17 protein-coding genes are annotated in these 16,583 nt (G+C 28.3%); 1 reads left to right on the top strand and 16 read right to left on the bottom strand.

The genetic code is table 11. The features are described from left to right. Positions 1-2: 2 nt before the first annotated feature. The 9 genes from I1959_RS11365 to I1959_RS11405 all read right to left on the bottom strand — a co-directional run bounded on the left by I1959_RS11365 (position 3) and on the right by I1959_RS11405 (position 8,660). The gene (locus tag I1959_RS11365) at positions 3-839 is read right to left on the bottom strand and encodes a deoxyribonuclease IV (protein ID WP_166506029.1); all 837 of its coding nucleotides are present in this window, start codon (positions 837-839) and stop codon (positions 3-5) included. A 92-nt stretch (positions 840-931) separates the two neighbouring features. Beyond that, the gene (locus I1959_RS11370; protein ID WP_092923432.1) at positions 932-1,483 is read right to left on the bottom strand and encodes an ArsR/SmtB family transcription factor; all 552 of its coding nucleotides are present in this window, start codon (positions 1,481-1,483) and stop codon (positions 932-934) included. 82 nt (positions 1,484-1,565) lie between these two features. Beyond that, the gene (gene glsA / locus I1959_RS11375) at positions 1,566-2,483 is read right to left on the bottom strand and encodes a glutaminase A (protein ID WP_166506030.1); all 918 of its coding nucleotides are present in this window, start codon (positions 2,481-2,483) and stop codon (positions 1,566-1,568) included. Positions 2,484-2,578: 95 nt separating this feature from the next. Further along, positions 2,579-4,246 carry a nucleoside kinase gene (locus tag I1959_RS11380; RefSeq protein WP_195238331.1) on the bottom strand — a complete coding sequence of 556 codons (1,668 nt, stop codon included), beginning with the start codon at positions 4,244-4,246 and terminating at the stop codon, positions 2,579-2,581. Between the two features lie 36 nt (positions 4,247-4,282). Continuing rightward, a complete protein-coding gene (locus I1959_RS11385) occupies positions 4,283-5,044 on the bottom strand; it encodes a sugar phosphate isomerase/epimerase family protein (protein WP_092923424.1) in 762 nt (253 codons plus the stop codon). A 9-nt stretch (positions 5,045-5,053) separates the two neighbouring features. Then, positions 5,054-5,587, bottom strand: coding sequence for a signal peptidase I (gene lepB, locus I1959_RS11390; protein ID WP_092923421.1), 534 nt, complete (start codon positions 5,585-5,587; stop codon positions 5,054-5,056). A gap of 31 nt (positions 5,588-5,618) precedes the next feature. Then, positions 5,619-6,419 (bottom strand): hypothetical protein, encoded by an 801-nt coding sequence (locus I1959_RS11395; protein ID WP_092923418.1) that lies wholly within the window; start codon positions 6,417-6,419, stop codon positions 5,619-5,621. A 220-nt stretch (positions 6,420-6,639) separates the two neighbouring features. After that, positions 6,640-7,938: an RsmF rRNA methyltransferase first C-terminal domain-containing protein gene (locus I1959_RS11400; protein ID WP_092923415.1), complete on the bottom strand. Its 1,299-nt coding sequence runs from the start codon at positions 7,936-7,938 to the stop codon at positions 6,640-6,642. Further along, complete coding sequence (locus I1959_RS11405; protein ID WP_092923412.1) at positions 7,935-8,660, bottom strand: PrsW family intramembrane metalloprotease; 726 nt, start codon at positions 8,658-8,660, stop codon at positions 7,935-7,937. The genes I1959_RS11400 and I1959_RS11405 overlap by 4 nt, the downstream gene beginning before the upstream one ends. A gap of 113 nt (positions 8,661-8,773) precedes the next feature. On the opposite strand from I1959_RS11405, the gene sleC reads away from it, so the two are divergent. Beyond that, entirely contained in the window at positions 8,774-10,048 is a 1,275-nt protein-coding gene (gene sleC, locus I1959_RS11410; RefSeq protein ID WP_092923409.1) for a spore cortex-lytic germination protein SleC, read from the top strand. An 88-nt stretch (positions 10,049-10,136) separates the two neighbouring features. Here the strand turns inward: sleC and I1959_RS11415 are convergent, their stop codons facing one another. From I1959_RS11415 to I1959_RS11445, 7 genes are all read right to left on the bottom strand, one after another. Next, positions 10,137-11,507 (bottom strand): DUF3298 and DUF4163 domain-containing protein, encoded by a 1,371-nt coding sequence (locus I1959_RS11415; RefSeq protein ID WP_195238333.1) that lies wholly within the window; start codon positions 11,505-11,507, stop codon positions 10,137-10,139. A 62-nt stretch (positions 11,508-11,569) separates the two neighbouring features. Beyond that, positions 11,570-12,226, bottom strand: a complete 657-nt coding sequence (locus I1959_RS11420; RefSeq protein ID WP_092923403.1) for a hypothetical protein — start codon at positions 12,224-12,226, stop codon at positions 11,570-11,572. A gap of 233 nt (positions 12,227-12,459) precedes the next feature. Further along, positions 12,460-12,777: a PTS lactose/cellobiose transporter subunit IIA gene (locus tag I1959_RS11425; RefSeq protein WP_092923400.1), complete on the bottom strand. Its 318-nt coding sequence runs from the start codon at positions 12,775-12,777 to the stop codon at positions 12,460-12,462. A gap of 12 nt (positions 12,778-12,789) precedes the next feature. After that, complete coding sequence (gene chbG, locus I1959_RS11430; RefSeq protein WP_092923397.1) at positions 12,790-13,515, bottom strand: chitin disaccharide deacetylase; 726 nt, start codon at positions 13,513-13,515, stop codon at positions 12,790-12,792. A gap of 9 nt (positions 13,516-13,524) precedes the next feature. Then, positions 13,525-14,835 (bottom strand): 6-phospho-beta-glucosidase, encoded by a 1,311-nt coding sequence (locus I1959_RS11435; protein WP_166506035.1) that lies wholly within the window; start codon positions 14,833-14,835, stop codon positions 13,525-13,527. Between the two features lie 33 nt (positions 14,836-14,868). Then, complete coding sequence (locus tag I1959_RS11440) at positions 14,869-16,185, bottom strand: PTS sugar transporter subunit IIC (protein ID WP_195238335.1); 1,317 nt, start codon at positions 16,183-16,185, stop codon at positions 14,869-14,871. Positions 16,186-16,207: 22 nt separating this feature from the next. Beyond that, complete coding sequence (locus I1959_RS11445; protein ID WP_092923391.1) at positions 16,208-16,519, bottom strand: PTS sugar transporter subunit IIB; 312 nt, start codon at positions 16,517-16,519, stop codon at positions 16,208-16,210. Between the last annotated feature and the right edge of the window lie 64 nt (positions 16,520-16,583).

Here is a 16,583-nt window from a genome sequence, read left to right on the forward strand (position 1 = left end):
TACTATTTAGTTTCTATTATATCCCTTAGCATTTTTATTTCTTTTTTATGACCTTCATCTTCAAGAGGTGTTTCTAAGAAAAATGGTAAATCCTTTATCTTTGGATGTGTCATAAAATTAATAATAGCATCTAATCCTATTTTACCTTCTCCTATTACTGAATGTCTATCTTTCTTTTCACCAAATCCCATCATACTATCATTTAAATGTATTGTTTTCAATCTATCTAATCCTATGATTTCATCAAATTGATTTAAAACTTCATCTAAGTTATTTACTATATCATATCCTGCTGAGAATATATGGCAAGTGTCTAAACATACCCCTAGTTTTTCATTATGTTCTACACCATCTATAATTCTTTTTATTTGTTCAAACTCAAATCCTATTTCAGTACCTTTTCCAGACATAGTTTCTAAAAGAACTGTTATATTTTCATTTCCTGTTAAGGCTTCATTTAGTGCTGCTATTATCTTATTTATTCCAGCATCAATCCCTCCACCAACATGGCTGCCTGGATGGAAACATATATACTCTATTCCTAAAGAATCCATTCTTTCTATATCTTCTTTTATGACTTTTCTTCCAAATTCATATACATCATCTTTAGCAGCTGCCAAGTTCATAGTATATGGTGCATGTGCCAATAATGGGCCAAAGTTATTTTCTTTTCTTATTTCTTGAAAGTTTGCTATATCTTTTGTATCAAATTCTCTGGCATTTCCTCCTCTTGGATTTCTACTAAAGAATTGAAATGTGTTAGCTCCTATTTCGACTGCTGTTTTTGCAGCTTTTGCATATCCTTTTGCTATTGATATATGTGGTCCTATTATAATCATATTTACTCTCCTTATGTCTTTTATCATATTTTGATTTATTTTATATTTTAATTATACCCAAAAAAATAAGTATCAACAAAGGTCGATACTTATTATATGCTAATCGCTTCTTCTACTGGTATTGCCAATACTGATATGTTATATCCTATTTCATTTTCATCAGTATTTCTAGAATCTACGATTTCTTGTATTTTTATCTTAATTGCATTATTTAACTCTATAAGTTCACTTTCCGTAAGTGATATATTTTGATATTCAACTATACTTTCATCAAGCAACCTATTTCCCTCTGCTGCACTATAAAATAATTCGCTCATGTTTTCAAACTTAGATATACTAAGTTGTTCTTCATCTGTTAGTGAGAAGTTAAGAATCTTTTGCCCAATAACTATATTTTTTGCACTCGGGTAATAGTACTTCTCTACTATTCCAGATTTTATCTTTTCTTCTACTAACTCCAAAATTCCTACCTTATAAAGAGTTTTTATATGATAGTTAATTTTTGCATGAGGCTCATCTAATAATTGTGATAATTGCTTTGCTGATAGTGGTGATTTATCAAATGTTTTTAAAATGTCTATTCTTCTAGGATGTGCAATTGCTTTTATACATTCTAAGTCCCTAAGCACTAGTACTTCCTTCATTCCCCCACCCCTATAAAAAAATTGTTTTATTTATAAGATAATTATATATTAAGGACTTGTAGTTGTCAAAAAATTCTATAATTTAAAATATGTTAAGTTCTAACTTTTGAGATAATTCTTCTAGTATCTTTATACCAGCTATACTATTTCCCTTTTTATCTAGAGCTGGTCCGTATACTCCAATACCCATAGTATTTGGAACAGATGCTAGTATTCCTCCACCAACTCCTGATTTTGCAGGTATTCCAACTTTTATAGCAAACTCTCCTGATGCGTCATACATTCCACATGTAACCATAAATGTCTTAACTATCCTTGATACTTTTTCATCTATTATTCTTTCACCAGTTTCTATGTCTACACCATAAGATGCAAGATTAACTCCTATTCGTGCTAAATCTAATGTGTCAACTTCTATCGAACATTGTTTAAAGTATAAATCTAATAATTCTTCTACATCTCCTTGTATAAACCCGTCATTTCTTAAAAGATAAGCCATAGCTCTATTTCTATCTCCGGTCATTTTCTCTGACTTATACACATCATAATTTATTCCCAAGTTATCATTTTTAGCTAATTTTCTAAAGAACTTTAACATTCTTTCTTCTTTTTCTTCTAAACTAGCACCTTTTATTAAAGATGTAGTTACTATAGCACCTGCATTTATCATTGGATTACTTGGCTTTTTAGTATCATTTGTTTCTAATTTCATTATTGAGTTAAATGGATCACCACTAGGTTCTTTACCTACTTTAGAAAAAACATATTGCCAGTCATTATCCATCAACGCCATCGCAAGAACAACTATTTTAGATACACTTTGAATCGTAAATTTAGTATCCCAATTACCAGCTTTATATATGTTGTTATCTTTATCTATTACACATATACCCAGATCATCTCTTTTGGCTTTCTTTAATTCTGGTATGTATCCTGCTACCTGTCCATAATTTGTATATTTCCTATTTGAATTTAATACTTCTTCAAGAATCTTTTCCATACTTCTCCTCCTAATTTAATTACGTTTCCAAATATCTAATAAATATATAATACAGAAACCCCTGATATTCTGTCAACATCAGGGGTTTTATAGTATTAATCAACTATTTTACTTCCACCTACAAACTCTCTCAATATTGATGTTGGTGGTATATCTGATATGTCTGATAACTCAACAAAATATTGAAGAAACTTTAAAAGTCTATTAGCTTCTATATATGAACTATTTTCCTTATCAATTTCCTCTAGTAATGGTTTTGCGTACTTTTTCAATACTGCTAATTCATAAATACATGCAGAGTTAAATATTATATCCGCTTCCTCTTGATATGGGAATATATTTTTCTTCTCTCCACGTCTTACTGATTCCCACTGCATTATTGTCTTTTCTGCGCTATAACCTCTAAAATTATAATCTCTAACCATTCTTCTTATTAACCTTAAATCCGTTGTAGGTATTCTATTATGGTCATCTAAATTAATTTGAGTTAGGGCACTTATATAAATTTTAAATTTATCTTCATCTGGTATTGATGATGTTAGCATAGGATTTAATCCATGTATTCCTTCTAATATTATTGGCTGATTTTCTTTTATTTTTAACTTCTTTCCTTTTTCTTCTCTTATTCCTAATTTAAAATTAAACTTAGGTAAACTTATTTCCTTACCTTCTAGTAAATCTTTTAAATCTTTATTAAATCTCTCTAAATCTATTGCATATATAGACTCAAAATCATAATTTCCAAATTCATCTAGTGGAGTATGCTCTCTATTAACAAAGTAATCATCTAAAGATATTGATACAGGATTTAGATTATTGACTCTAAGATGTATTGATAATCTATGAGCAAAACTTGTTTTACCTGATGATGAAGGAGCTGCTATTAATATAACTCTCTTATTTTTTTCTTTTATAATATCTGCTATTTGAGATAATTTTTTCTCATGTAGAGCTTCTACTGTTCTTATAATTTCTCCATACTCTTTTCTTTCTATTACCTCATTAAGTGTAGTTACTTTACTTACTCCCATAAGCTTTGACCAATTCTCCGCTTCATGATATACACTCGATAACTTAGGCTGTTCTTTAAATTTAGTTGGTATATTTTTATTTTCTTCACTTGGACCTAATACTATTATTCCATTTTTATATGGTTTTAAATCAAATGTCTTTATATATCCCGTAGATGGTAACATATATCCATAGAAATGATTTATATGATTGTTACACTTATATATCTTTACATCATCATGTTCCTTGTATTTAAGAAGCTCTGCTTTCTCATACATTTTATTATATTTAAATATTTTTATTGCTTCTTCTTTATTAGTGTCTATTCTTTCTATTTTATAATTAGACTCTATTATATCTTTCATTTTTTTGTTTATAGCTTCTACATCTTTCTCTATCAATTCTCCATCTTTATGAACTTCACAATATAATCCCTTTGATAGAGAATGTTCTATTACTACTCGACAATCTTTAAATACTTCGTTACAAGCCATTATAAATATAAATGACACAGTTCTAAAGTATACTCTTAATCCATCTTCGCTAGTTGTATCTAAAAAACTTAATTTACAGTCTTTGTTTATACTATAATTTAATTCTCTTAGTTTGTTGTCTATAACTCCTAATGTTATGTATCCTTTATAGTCTTTATCTATTTCTTTTACTATACTTTCTAGTTTTACTCCTGGAGAATCTTTTTCTATTTTATAAACTTTTTCATTTCCTTCTACATTGATAGTTATATTTTTCATAGTAATCTCCTTTCTTTTATACTTAAAAAGAGGTATTTAAACCTCTTTTTTAATCTCTTTTATATATTCTATACTTTCCTTTATATCATGATATTTTATCTCTAATATTAAGAACTCTGGTTCTAAGTCAATGATAGTTTTAACTTCTTTTTTATCTAATATACCTTTATTTATCCCTATATGTATATCTTTCTTTCCATCATTGTCACTTAAATGAACTATTCTAATCTTGTTATGTAATTTGTCTATATAATTATCCCTATTGATTAGATTATGGCCTGTATCATAACAAAACCATAATTTTTCATTTTCTACTTTATTAAATATATATTCAAAATCATATAGTTTGTTACCTACATTTGATAAATCACCATTATTAGAATAAGTATTTTCTATTGATATATTAGCTTTCGTCTTATTTATAATATCATTTAACATACTACATGATATATCTAAATATTTTTCTCTATTTTTATCTAATCTATCAGATATAACATACCCTAGGTGAAGATTGTAGTAACAAATATTTAAATGTTTTAATTTATAGTTCATTTCTTCTACAAATCTTACCCAAGATTGTCTAATAAATTCTATATTCTCACACAAGTTTAACTCCATAGGTAAATGAATACTTAAAGATACATTTAATTCTTTAAGCTTGTCTATATATTTGTATATCTCATCACACTCATATAAGTTATCTATACCAAGTTCTATATGTTTTATTTCATCTATCTCTTTGCACAAATTTATTGCTTCATCAAGATTATATAATAATGCTGATATACCAATTTTCATGTAATTCACCTATTTTACAGTTCCTATTTTATTAAATGGATATAACCTTATCATTACCTTACCCATTATATTTTTTTCATTTACTAACCCGACATCTTCATATCTACTATCTAAACTCTTCTCTCTATTATCTCCCATTGCAAATACTTCACCCTTTGGAACTGTCATATCTATATATCCATCTGTATAATTATCATGTATATATGGTTCATCTAATAACTTTCCATTTACATATACTTTGGAATTTTCTATCTTAATATGATCTCCTCCGGTTGCTATAACTCTCTTTACTAAGTCTTTAGGTTTTCCATTGTCTTGAAGTAAATTCGTATGGAATACTATTATGTCTCCCTTTTTTGGCTCTCCTATTTTATAAGCCATTCTATTAATTATTAAATAATCATTTTCCTTTAAAGTAGGATACATAGATTCTCCCTTAACTAAAGTAGGTCTTATAAATTGAGTTATTATAAATGCAAAAATAAGAGCAGTAGCTATTACCTTAATCCACTCTATTGCTTCTTTTTTTAATTTTTCACTCATTCTAATAATCTCCTCCTAAATTTTAATTTAGTTAATAATTGGTGTAACTTCCTATCATTTGTATAGCCATCTCATTTATATTATCATATTTATCCATTTTTATACCTAAGTCTAGTAATTCACATGCTTTAACTAAGTCCTGAACTACTTCCATGGGATTGCCATATAACTCTTCAATATCTTCTTTGCTAACCCCTTTAAATCCATGTCCAACTGGGCTTTCATGTCTAATCTTAATTAAATTTTCTAGTCTTTCTCCATTTAATATATCAACAACCTTTTCCATTCTTTTTGTTTTTTTAATATACCTATTTATATAGTTAGTCACCCCAGTTATTAGATTTCCATTATATATATTATACTTCTTTTTTAATGTATATAGAATATTTTTCTTTGATACCATATAACCATGCATATTTACTTTATATTTTTTATTTTCCTTAGTACTTACAAATATATATTTAAATAATGCTTCCTTTAATCTATATAACCTTCCCAAAAAATCAATATACTCTTCATTAACAATTTGTATCTTCATATTTTCTATGAGCTCTGATAATATGTCTTCAGGTTCTCCATTTTCTAGATTTTCTAGGTTAGAAACCAATCTTTTTATCTCTCTTCTACTTAACATCTCACTGCTCATCTTTTTTAAACTTATCGATGCTTTTTTAAAGTCAAAGTTTATAGCATACTTAGATGATTCCATTAATAGGTATAGATCTCCTTCGACTATACCAACTTCTTCTAATACATCAATTACCGCATCATAATCATATCTTTGTAAAAATTTATATATAACATACTCTTTACTTTTATCTAATGGATTCATATTTCCCTCCTAGTTGTACCTCTTTTTAATACACATATGTTTATTATTAAACTAGAAGGTTTATATTATGTAAAAAAGCTCATATTAAATATAATATATTAAGGCTTTTTTGAATAATATATATAATAATTATATTTATCTATAAATTTAAAATAAGTGTGTCTACATATATACTATAAAAAGGTACTAAGTTATAACTTAGTACCTTTTTATAGCTACTTTAGTATTTTATTCTAAGACCTTTCGGATAGTGGTTTTTTAATACTCCATTGGATTCTTTTCCCCACCCTAGTGGTATATTTTCTACTGTTACTAATACCCATCCTCTACTTTGTCCTGTATTTATGGTATTTCCTCTTAAATAATTTAATACTTCTTCATCTTGTATTGATAAATTCTCTGTATACTTAACTTGATTTGGATTTAAATAATGAGACAATGCATGTGATGGCTCAAACCTATTTTTCTTTAGTATTCCCAAATGAAGTCCATATCTTAAAACTTTTAATTTTTTAGTTTCTGGACTTTCTTCTGGCAATAGATATAAGTTTTCTCCTCTTATATCAAATTTATTTCCTATTGACTCATTTAAAAATTTCTTTTCAAATTCTCTAAAATCCTTTAATTCTGTATCTAATCTTTTAACTTTTAATTCTTTAGTTTTTATATCCTCTTCTTCATTTTTTTGTATTTTAGCTACAAAGTGACCTTCTCCTTTTATCTTGTGAGGCCATAATCTTTCCATCTCTATAAGCTTAGCATTTTCATATTCTTCTATAAACTCATTTATAACTGTTTCATTTTCTTCTTTCGCAAATGTACATGTAGAATATACTAACGTACCTCCATTTTTAAGCATCTCATATCCATCTCTTATTATTTCTCTTTGAATAGATTGACATTCTAATACTTTTGCATAGCTCCAATCACTTATAGCAACTTCATCTTTTCTAAACATTCCTTGCCCTGAACAAGGAGCATCTATTACTATTTTATCAAAGTATCCTCTAAATACCTTCTTTAGATTATTTGAGTCTGTATTTGTTATTATACAATTTTTAGCTCCAAATCTCTCTAGATTTTCTCCTAGTGCTTTTATTCTCATTGGGTTTATTTCATTTGATACTAATAATCCTGTATTATTTAGTTTTGATAGTATGTATGTTGATTTTCCTCCTGGAGCAGCACACATATCTAGAATTTTTTCACCTTCTTTAATATCCAACTTTGGCACAACACTCATAGCTGATGGTTCTTGTAAATAATATGCTCCTGCCTCATGTAGTGGATTTTTGCCGGGTCTATCTATATCTTCATCATAATAAAAGCCTTCATTTACCCAAGGTATTTGTTCTAGTTTAAATAAATTTAATTTATCTAAGTCATTTTTACTTATTTTTAATGTATTAACTCTAAGGCCGGTAGTTTTTTTATCATCATATGTTTTTATAAATTCATCATACTCATCTTTTAGTATTTCTTTCATATCACTTAAAAATCTTTCAGGTAGCTTTGTCAATTCTTATCGTCCTTCCTCGTTCTCTTTTTTCTTCTCTTAAATCTATTTTTTGAACTAATTATGTATTTATCTAATTTGTCTAAGTTTAATTTACATAAAAAAATTATATAAACCACAAACAATATAATAGACCATCTATACTCTATCATCAATATAAAATCAAAAACTCCATGTATTAAAATTGGTATTAAAACAGATAGTATTAAATATTCTCTTTTTTTAAATTTCTCTGTACTAAATTTATATTTAGATATATAGTATCCCATGGTTATTGCAAATAACATGTGAGCTGGTGTAGATATTATAGCTCTAATCAATCCAACCTCCATCACTGTGCTTTTATCTTCTTTTAAGATATATAATACATTTTCTAGTGTTGCAAATCCTAATGACAAAAACATGGAGTAAATAATTCCATCTAGTTTTTCATTAAAATATTTTTCTCTTAAAAGATTTGGAATCAATACAATTGCCTTTAATCCTTCCTCTGTCATACCTGCTACTATAAAAGATATATATATTATACTTGTATATCCTGTTAATATATCTAATTTCAATAATAAAAGCTCTACAATAAGAGCAATTATCCCCATAAATACTCCTAATAAAAAAAACTTTGCTAACCTATTTATAGGTTCTTTGTCATATTTATCTTTTAGGTATATCCAAAATATATAAGCTATAGTTGGTGCTATGGCCAATGTAAATATATTTATGTTCATATAATCACTTCTTTCTTTTTTGTATAATCTATATTATTTCCATTTTCCTTAACAAAATAAGATGTTTATTCATACTATAAAATAATAAGATACTATTTTTAAGGGGTGATTGCATGCAAGATGGTTTCTTAACGGTTAGTGTTATAGATAGCAATACTAATCAACCAATAGAAAATGCTACTGTTAATATCTACTCTATTCCAGAGTCAGAGCAACGTTTAACTAAAGTTTACGAAAACTTAAAAACAGACTCTTCTGGTCAAATCACAGGTTTAACACTAGATGCTCCAGATGTAAATTATTCACTAGATCCTTCTTCACCTATAAGACCATATAGCATTTATTCTGTTGAGGTGTCTAAAGATGGTTATGAAACAGTTTTAATAGACGGTACGCAGATCTTAGCTACTGTAGAAGCTCGACAAACAGTTCCTGTTAATTTAAAAACTAGATCTAGAAATTCTTATTCCAGACAAAATGAACAAGTATTTGATATTCCAGACCATACCCTATATGGAGATTATCCGCCTAAAATCCCTGAAAGTAGTTTAAAACCTCTACCACCTCCTACTGGGTTTGTTGTTCTTGATAATCCAGTAGTTCCAGAATTTATAGTCGTTCATGATGGAATGCCTGAAGATACTTCAGCTCCTAACTATTGGATACCTTTTAAAGACTATATAAAAAACGTAGCTTCTTCTGAAATATATTCTACGTGGCCTGAACAAACTATTTATGCTAATGTAATAGCTATAGTTTCATTCACTTTAAATAGAGTATTTACTGAATGGTACAGAAATAAAGGCTATAGCTATACTATTACTTCTACTACTGCTTTTGACCATAAATTTATTAATAATAGAAACTTCTTTGATACTATTAATGTTGTAGTTGATGATATATTTAATACTTTTATAAAAAGACCACCTACCTCTAGACAGCCCCTTTTAGCTCAATATTGTGATGGTGTAAAATCTCAATGCCCAAATCAAATGACTCAATGGGGAAGTAAATACCTTGGAGATGAAGGTAAAGACTATGAAAGTATATTAAGATCATTTTATGGTGAGCAAATAATCTTTGAAAAAGCACCTATCGTAAGTGGTGTTCCTATATCTTTCCCTGGCCAAATTTTACAAGTAGGTTCTAATAATAACTATGTTAAAACTATTCAAAACCAACTTAATGCAATCTCTAATTCATACCCTCTAATACCTAAAGTTAAAGAAGATGGCATTTTTGGAGAATCTACTGCTGAGGCTGTTAAAGTATTTCAAGGAATTTTTGGCCTACCTAAAAATGGTATTGTTGATTTTAAAACATGGTACGAAATATCTAGAATATATGTAGCTGTAACTAAAATAGCTTCTTTAAATCCTACAATATAGATATAAAATATATTTCTAAATAATAAAAGCTTTACTGATTATGATCTAATTTTTATTAGATATAAATAGTAAAGCTTTTTATTATTATCTATTTTAGTATTTCTAAGTATTCTTCTTTTAACATATGACTTATTATACTATTATTTATTTTAAATTCTGGTATCCCTGCTGCAAATGGTGCAATTTTATATAAATCAAAGTAAATAACTATATTATTGTCCTCTATATAAAACTTATTGTCTTTTTCTATTGATTCAAATTGATATATACCTTCATACTCCTTATTATTTTTAACTAATTCCTCTATTTGCCTTCTAATCTCATTATTTATTACTTTTATATAATCTGAGTTTGGCTTAAATAAATCGCTTAATTTTAATATTTTTCCACTTCTCATGTCTATATTATAACTTATATCTTCATAGTCTTCATGAGCTCCTCCACTATATTGATGGTAAGTTACTTTTATACTTAATATATCATCACTATTTTTTTTAACTTCATAATCCACATTTGCAACAAATTTATCTTTTGATACATCAACATTATCAAAATAGTTTTTAGCGCTCTCATAAACTTTATTATAAAAATCCATTATATCTTTTCTAATTTTATAATTTAATTCTTTATCTATATCCTTATTTGAAGATATTATTATAGGAATATTTAATATACTATTTATATATTTATTATTTTGAGTAATTGTTTGCGTATCTACATTTGCAATTATATTTTTTGTGTTTATTGATTTTACCTTGTTATTAAAAACATCATATGGAACTTTAAATTCATATTCTCTCATCTTACCATCTTTATTTTGGTCCAATATTATTGATAATCCCCCGTCTACAATTATAAAATTAGTTTCCTTATCTATAATTACTAGATTTTTGTCTATATCTATTTTATTTTCATCTATAGTCTTATTTATATAAGATTTTATTAATTCTTTATAGTTTTCATCTTCTCCTAAAAGATTATCTATATATATTCTTTGCCCTGTCTTTAAATCAAAAACATAACTTTCTTTGTTGGTTGAAAATTTATTTTTTCCACTTTTAGTTTCTTTTACTATAACTATATTGATTACATCTTTACTTTGAAACGCTAAATTATATTCTAATAATATATTAGTTTTTTGTTTATTATTTTGTAATTCTATATCTTGCCTCTTATGATTTATATAACTATTTATATTATTTCTGATAAAAGAATTAATGTACCTTTCAGCATTTTTATTATCACAATATAATTTAGGCATTCTAACTGTTATTGATAAATTTTTACATTCTATTTTACTTCTTTCTTCAGTAACCTTTACTGTTTTTATACTATCTACTATGTTAGCTTTTACTTTACTTGATATATCTACTAACTCAGTATTATATAAAAGTATTAAAGATAGTAATGCTATACATATTAATGACATAAATACTCTTATATTTCTTTTTTTATTCATTTATAATTCCTCCAAAACATAATTGCATTACTATGTTTTGAATTTATTATATTTTTATTCTACTAAAAACTTTTTAATTTTGATTTATTTGCCATTGCTAGTATAAGCCCTAGTGCTATAGATGCAAATGCAGACACTATAACTTGATATTGTGGTTCAAATAAAAATACAATCGTATGGCAAGGTATCCAGAAAAATGGTATAGTTTTTAACACTGTGAAATCAATGTACGTATACCAGTCGATTTTATTTGTTATATCTCTAAGACTTACTCTTCCTCCATTTTTATAATGTCTTATATCTATGTACGTATCTGTACACTTATGAAATAAAAATACTGCTGGTGATTGTAATATATTCATAATCGCACTTGTCAAAAATGCATGTGCAAAAATAGACTCTTTAAAAGGAAGCTTTCCCATCTCTTGAGCAGCCTCTACACCTTTAGAGAATACTGGCAATCCTAATGTTATAACAATACCTATTACACCCCAAATAATCGCTCTAAACATAACTCCATTTGGTTGCTTCCAGTACCCATAACTTATTCTCATACCTAGTAACTCTCCCATTGTAGCTAAGACCGCAAATTTAATAAATCCACTTACATATGGATACTCTCCTGTTACAGTAATGAATAAATCCCTACTAACTGGTATAACTAATATAAGTATCCAGATAAGAAGAATTCCTCCCCATATAAAATCCCCTTTTTTCATTAATGTCCCCCCTTGATATACTTTACATTTACTTAGTATATTTTCTTCATTAAGTATTAATACTCCTCTAATTTACACAATTTGCTATATCATAATTTGACTATATTAATACAACTTAATATATATTTAAAAATATATGACAAACTATCTTAAAGAATATAATCAATATACTTTTTATAAAATACAAAAGAGTATTGAATTTAATTCAATACCCTTTTGTATAAAAAAATATTTTACTTACTTTCTAATTTTTCGTATAAATCTATAAACTCTTCTGCTAACTGCTGAAAATTCATGGCATTCATCAAATGATCTTGTGCATGAACTAATAAAACACTCACTTCTGTTTTGCTTCCATTAGCCTCACCTTGTATAAGCTCTGTTTGGAATCTATGAGCTTTAGTTATTACTTCCTTAGAATTTTTCATAGTTTCTCTTGCTGCTTCTATATTCCCCTTTTTAGCTTGGGCTATTGCTTCAAAAGCTAATCCTTTTGCGTCCCCTGCATATCCTATTATGCCAAATGATATTTCAAATATTTTTTCATCCATTTAAAAAACCTCCTAAATGTCCCTGTAACTACTCAATTCAAAGTTATCATTTAAATACTTTTTAACTTCCTCTGATGTCAATATCTCATGCTCTTTTGTTCTTTGCATTGCATAAGATGTAGAGTTTAAAATATATGCATCTAAGTATGCTGGATGAGTCATTATATCTAAAGCGTCATATTCTTTTAAAGTATTTATATTCTTCTTAAAGTAATCAATTTCCACATTATCACTATAAAAAGTATCTAACATAGGTACTACTTTTGAATATTCTAGATTATATTCAAATCCACCTCTTATTGGTAACTTATACTTTTCTATTATCCTTTCAATAACTGGCTGTAGTTTCTTTAAAGTATGAACATGGTGATGACTATCAAGATGAGAAATTTCAGTGTATTTCTTTACTTTTTCTATTTGAGCACAAAGTTCTTCATAAATTTCATCTAAGTTCATCTTATCTATTACATCATTAGTGATTCGCCTAAAAAATCTTCCATTTCCGTCTACTAGGCTTTCCAAATTAGGAAGTACTGGTCTATTACAACTAATAGTCATATGGACTCCACATGCCAAACCTGGATTTTCCTTTAAAAGTTTCATAGCATGCTCAAATCCTGGCATATTAGCCATAACTGTTGTAGATTTTACTACTCCTTCTTTATACGCTGATATTATCCCGTAATTTACAGCTTTACAATATCCAAAATCATCTGCATTTACTATAAGTTTAGTCATAAATTTCACCTACTTATTAAATTGAGGTAAGTACTCTTTATGAGCCTCTAACATCTCATCTAATATAGTTTTTGCTAAATCATCTGAAGGTATTAATGGGTTGATACAAAGTGCTAATAATGCACTTTCGTAATCTCCATATACGGCTGCTTTGGCTGCCAATATTTCAAAAGATTTTATATCACTTACTAAACCATCAGTACACTGCGGAAGATATCCCATTGATAAAGGTTTTGGTCCTTCGCTAGTTATTACACTACTAACTTCAACAGCTTGATCATCTCTAAAGTTTCTTATGGCTCCATTATTTAATGTATTAACTACTTGTATATCCCTTTTATCATTGTATATAGAACTTATTAAGTTACAAGCTGCATCACTATAATATGCTCCTCCCCTTTTCTCAAGTTGAGGTGGTTTTATGTCTAAACTTTCATCTTTATAAAGTTCAAATAGTTGCCCTTCTAATTCTTTAACAACTTGACCTCTTGCTTTACCTTTTTTAAATTCTTCTAATTCTTCATCTAGCATCTCTTTAGTTTTATAATAATATCTATGGTATGGACAAGGTATAGCACCTAAAGCTTTAACAAACTCTGGGTTAAAATCTATTGCCTTTATATTTTCCATACTTATTTTAGAACTTACAAACTTATCTATTGCTTCCTTTGTGACATCTTTGCCATCCAAAATAACATTAAGCCCATATACCATATGATTAAGTCCAGCAAAATCCATATATATTCTATCACTTTCTACTTCAAATAACTTTGCAACTCCATTTCTAACACCTATAGGAACATTACATAATCCTACATAGTTTTTGAAGTTTGTGTATTTAAATACTGCTTCAGTTATTACACCTGTTGGATTTGTAAAATTTATTAACCATGCATTTGGACATAACTCTTCTATATCTTTTATTATATCTAGTATAACTGGTACAGTGCGAAGGGCTTTAAACAGCCCTCCTGCACCATTAGTTTCTTGACCTATTACTCCATGTGATAAAGGAATACTTTCATCTTTTATTCTAGCATCTAATAATCCAACTCTTAATTGAGTTGTTACAAAATCTGCACCTTTTAAAGCTTCTCTTCTATCTAATGTAAGGTTAATTTTAATATCTAATCCAGATTTTTTAATCATTCTCTTGGCAAGATTACCTACTATTTCTAATTTTTCTTTCCCTGCTTCTATATCTACAAGCCATAGTTCTTTAACTGGTAGCTCACTATATCTTTTTATAAATCCTTCTATTAATTCGGGGGTATAACTTGATCCTCCCCCTATTGTAACTATCTTAAGACCTTTTTTCATAATCTTCTACCACCCAATCTCTATGATTATTAACTAACCTTGTTGTTTAGCTAATCTTTTTTTTGCCATTCTTTCATCTGCAACTACAAATGGTAAATATATAACAACAGATATTATTAAGTTAACTGCTGCTAATGCTCCACCAGTCCAATGCCCTGTAGCCATTATTCCACTAAATATTGGAGGAGTTATCCAAGGAATTTTTGCCATTAAAACTGGTGCTACTATCCCACTGGATATAGCTAAGTATGAAGTTATTGTACATAATACTGGCGCTAGTACAAATGGAATCATGTATATTGGATTTAATACTATTGGCATACCAAATATCATAGGCTCACTTATATTGAAACATGCTGGTGGTCCACCTAAAGCTATCATTTCTTTACGTCTTCTACCTGCTATTATTAATGCTATTATTAATCCAAGTATCATCCCTGAACCACCTAAGTATACAAATGCATCTAAAAATGCTCCTGCAAATACATGGTAACCTTCTGTTGCTCCTGCTGATGCTAACTCAGCATTTTTACCACCTAATTCCATTAATATTGGCTCTACTGCAGGAAGTGCTATGTTTGCACCATGTAATCCAAATATCCATAAAACATGGATAAACAATACTGTAAACACAGCCCCTCCTAAAGAGTCAGCCATACCAGTTAAAGGTTTCGATAAATATGTTGATAATAAATCATTTATAAATAATCCGTTTGATAAAAGTTTTACTATTATACCTATTATACCTACTATAAATAACGCTATTACTCCTGGTAATAATTTTGCAAATGATCTAGAAACTGCTGGTGGTACACCATCTGGCATTTTTATAGTTAACCAAGTTACTTTAGATAATCTTACATAAATTTCTGTTGTTACTAGTGCTACTACCATAGCAGTAAATAGTGCATTAGTTGACACATAACCCCAAGGTATAAACCCCCACCCTGAAACTGCCTCTCCTGCCTCAGTTACTATGTCTGCAGTTTGAGGAGATAACACTAAAAATCCACATAATGCTAGAAGTCCTGCTTGTAAACCATTTGCTTCATATGATTTTGCTAAAGAATAGGCTACTGACACAGCTAAAAATAATGACATCATTGCAAGTGATCCCCACCATAAATCGCCTCCAAGTGCAGATATTTGTTGACCAACTGTAGTGTTAGCTAACATATCTTGGTAAGGTTTTAATGGTAAGTTTTTTATAAGTGATCCAAATGCCCCAACCATAGTTACTGGTACCATAGCAATGAAACCATCTCTTATTGCTACTAAGTGTCTTTGTGAGCCAACCTTAGATGCTATTGGAACTAAATGTCTTTCCATAAAGTTCATTAATGCTTCCATTTTGATTATCCCCCTTTTTAATTTACTTTGAATTATATAACTCCATTGCTCTATCTAATACAGCTTTACCATTACATGTTCCATAGTGCATCATATTTATAACCTCTACTGGTACATTGTGTGGCTTAGCCATCTCTGTCGCTTTACCTAATATATATCTAACTTGCGGTCCTAATAATAAAACGTCACAATTTCCTATTTCCCTATCTAAGTTAACTTCTGATATAGCCCATATTTCTGCCTCTATATCTTTTTCCTTTGCTGCAGCCTCCATTTTTGTAACTAGTAAACTAGTTGACATCCCCGCTGAACAAGCTAACATTATTTTTACCATTTTTTGTACCTCCCCAAAATATATTTTATTAAAATTTAAATGTCTATACATTTATTATATATTA

Origin of the sequence: Romboutsia sp. 1001285H_161024_C4 (genome assembly GCF_015550185.1) — a bacterium.
Taxonomy (GTDB): Bacteria; Bacillota; Clostridia; order Peptostreptococcales; family Peptostreptococcaceae; genus Romboutsia_C; species Romboutsia_C hominis.

Coding starts and splice junctions, on each gene's coding strand:
- I1959_RS11365 (WP_166506029.1), bottom strand. CDS start 839: ATGATTATAATAGGACCACATATATCAATAGCAAAAGGATATGCAAAA.
- I1959_RS11370 (WP_092923432.1), bottom strand. CDS start 1,483: ATGAAGGAAGTACTAGTGCTTAGGGACTTAGAATGTATAAAAGCAATT.
- glsA (WP_166506030.1), bottom strand. CDS start 2,483: ATGGAAAAGATTCTTGAAGAAGTATTAAATTCAAATAGGAAATATACA.
- I1959_RS11380 (WP_195238331.1), bottom strand. CDS start 4,246: ATGAAAAATATAACTATCAATGTAGAAGGAAATGAAAAAGTTTATAAA.
- I1959_RS11385 (WP_092923424.1), bottom strand. CDS start 5,044: ATGAAAATTGGTATATCAGCATTATTATATAATCTTGATGAAGCAATA.
- lepB (WP_092923421.1), bottom strand. CDS start 5,587: ATGAGTGAAAAATTAAAAAAAGAAGCAATAGAGTGGATTAAGGTAATA.
- I1959_RS11395 (WP_092923418.1), bottom strand. CDS start 6,419: ATGAATCCATTAGATAAAAGTAAAGAGTATGTTATATATAAATTTTTA.
- I1959_RS11405 (WP_092923412.1), bottom strand. CDS start 8,660: ATGAACATAAATATATTTACATTGGCCATAGCACCAACTATAGCTTAT.
- sleC (WP_092923409.1), top strand. CDS start 8,774: ATGCAAGATGGTTTCTTAACGGTTAGTGTTATAGATAGCAATACTAAT.
- I1959_RS11415 (WP_195238333.1), bottom strand. CDS start 11,507: ATGAATAAAAAAAGAAATATAAGAGTATTTATGTCATTAATATGTATA.
- I1959_RS11420 (WP_092923403.1), bottom strand. CDS start 12,226: ATGAAAAAAGGGGATTTTATATGGGGAGGAATTCTTCTTATCTGGATA.
- I1959_RS11425 (WP_092923400.1), bottom strand. CDS start 12,777: ATGGATGAAAAAATATTTGAAATATCATTTGGCATAATAGGATATGCA.
- chbG (WP_092923397.1), bottom strand. CDS start 13,515: ATGACTAAACTTATAGTAAATGCAGATGATTTTGGATATTGTAAAGCT.
- I1959_RS11435 (WP_166506035.1), bottom strand. CDS start 14,835: ATGAAAAAAGGTCTTAAGATAGTTACAATAGGGGGAGGATCAAGTTAT.
- I1959_RS11440 (WP_195238335.1), bottom strand. CDS start 16,185: ATGGAAGCATTAATGAACTTTATGGAAAGACATTTAGTTCCAATAGCA.
- I1959_RS11445 (WP_092923391.1), bottom strand. CDS start 16,519: ATGGTAAAAATAATGTTAGCTTGTTCAGCGGGGATGTCAACTAGTTTA.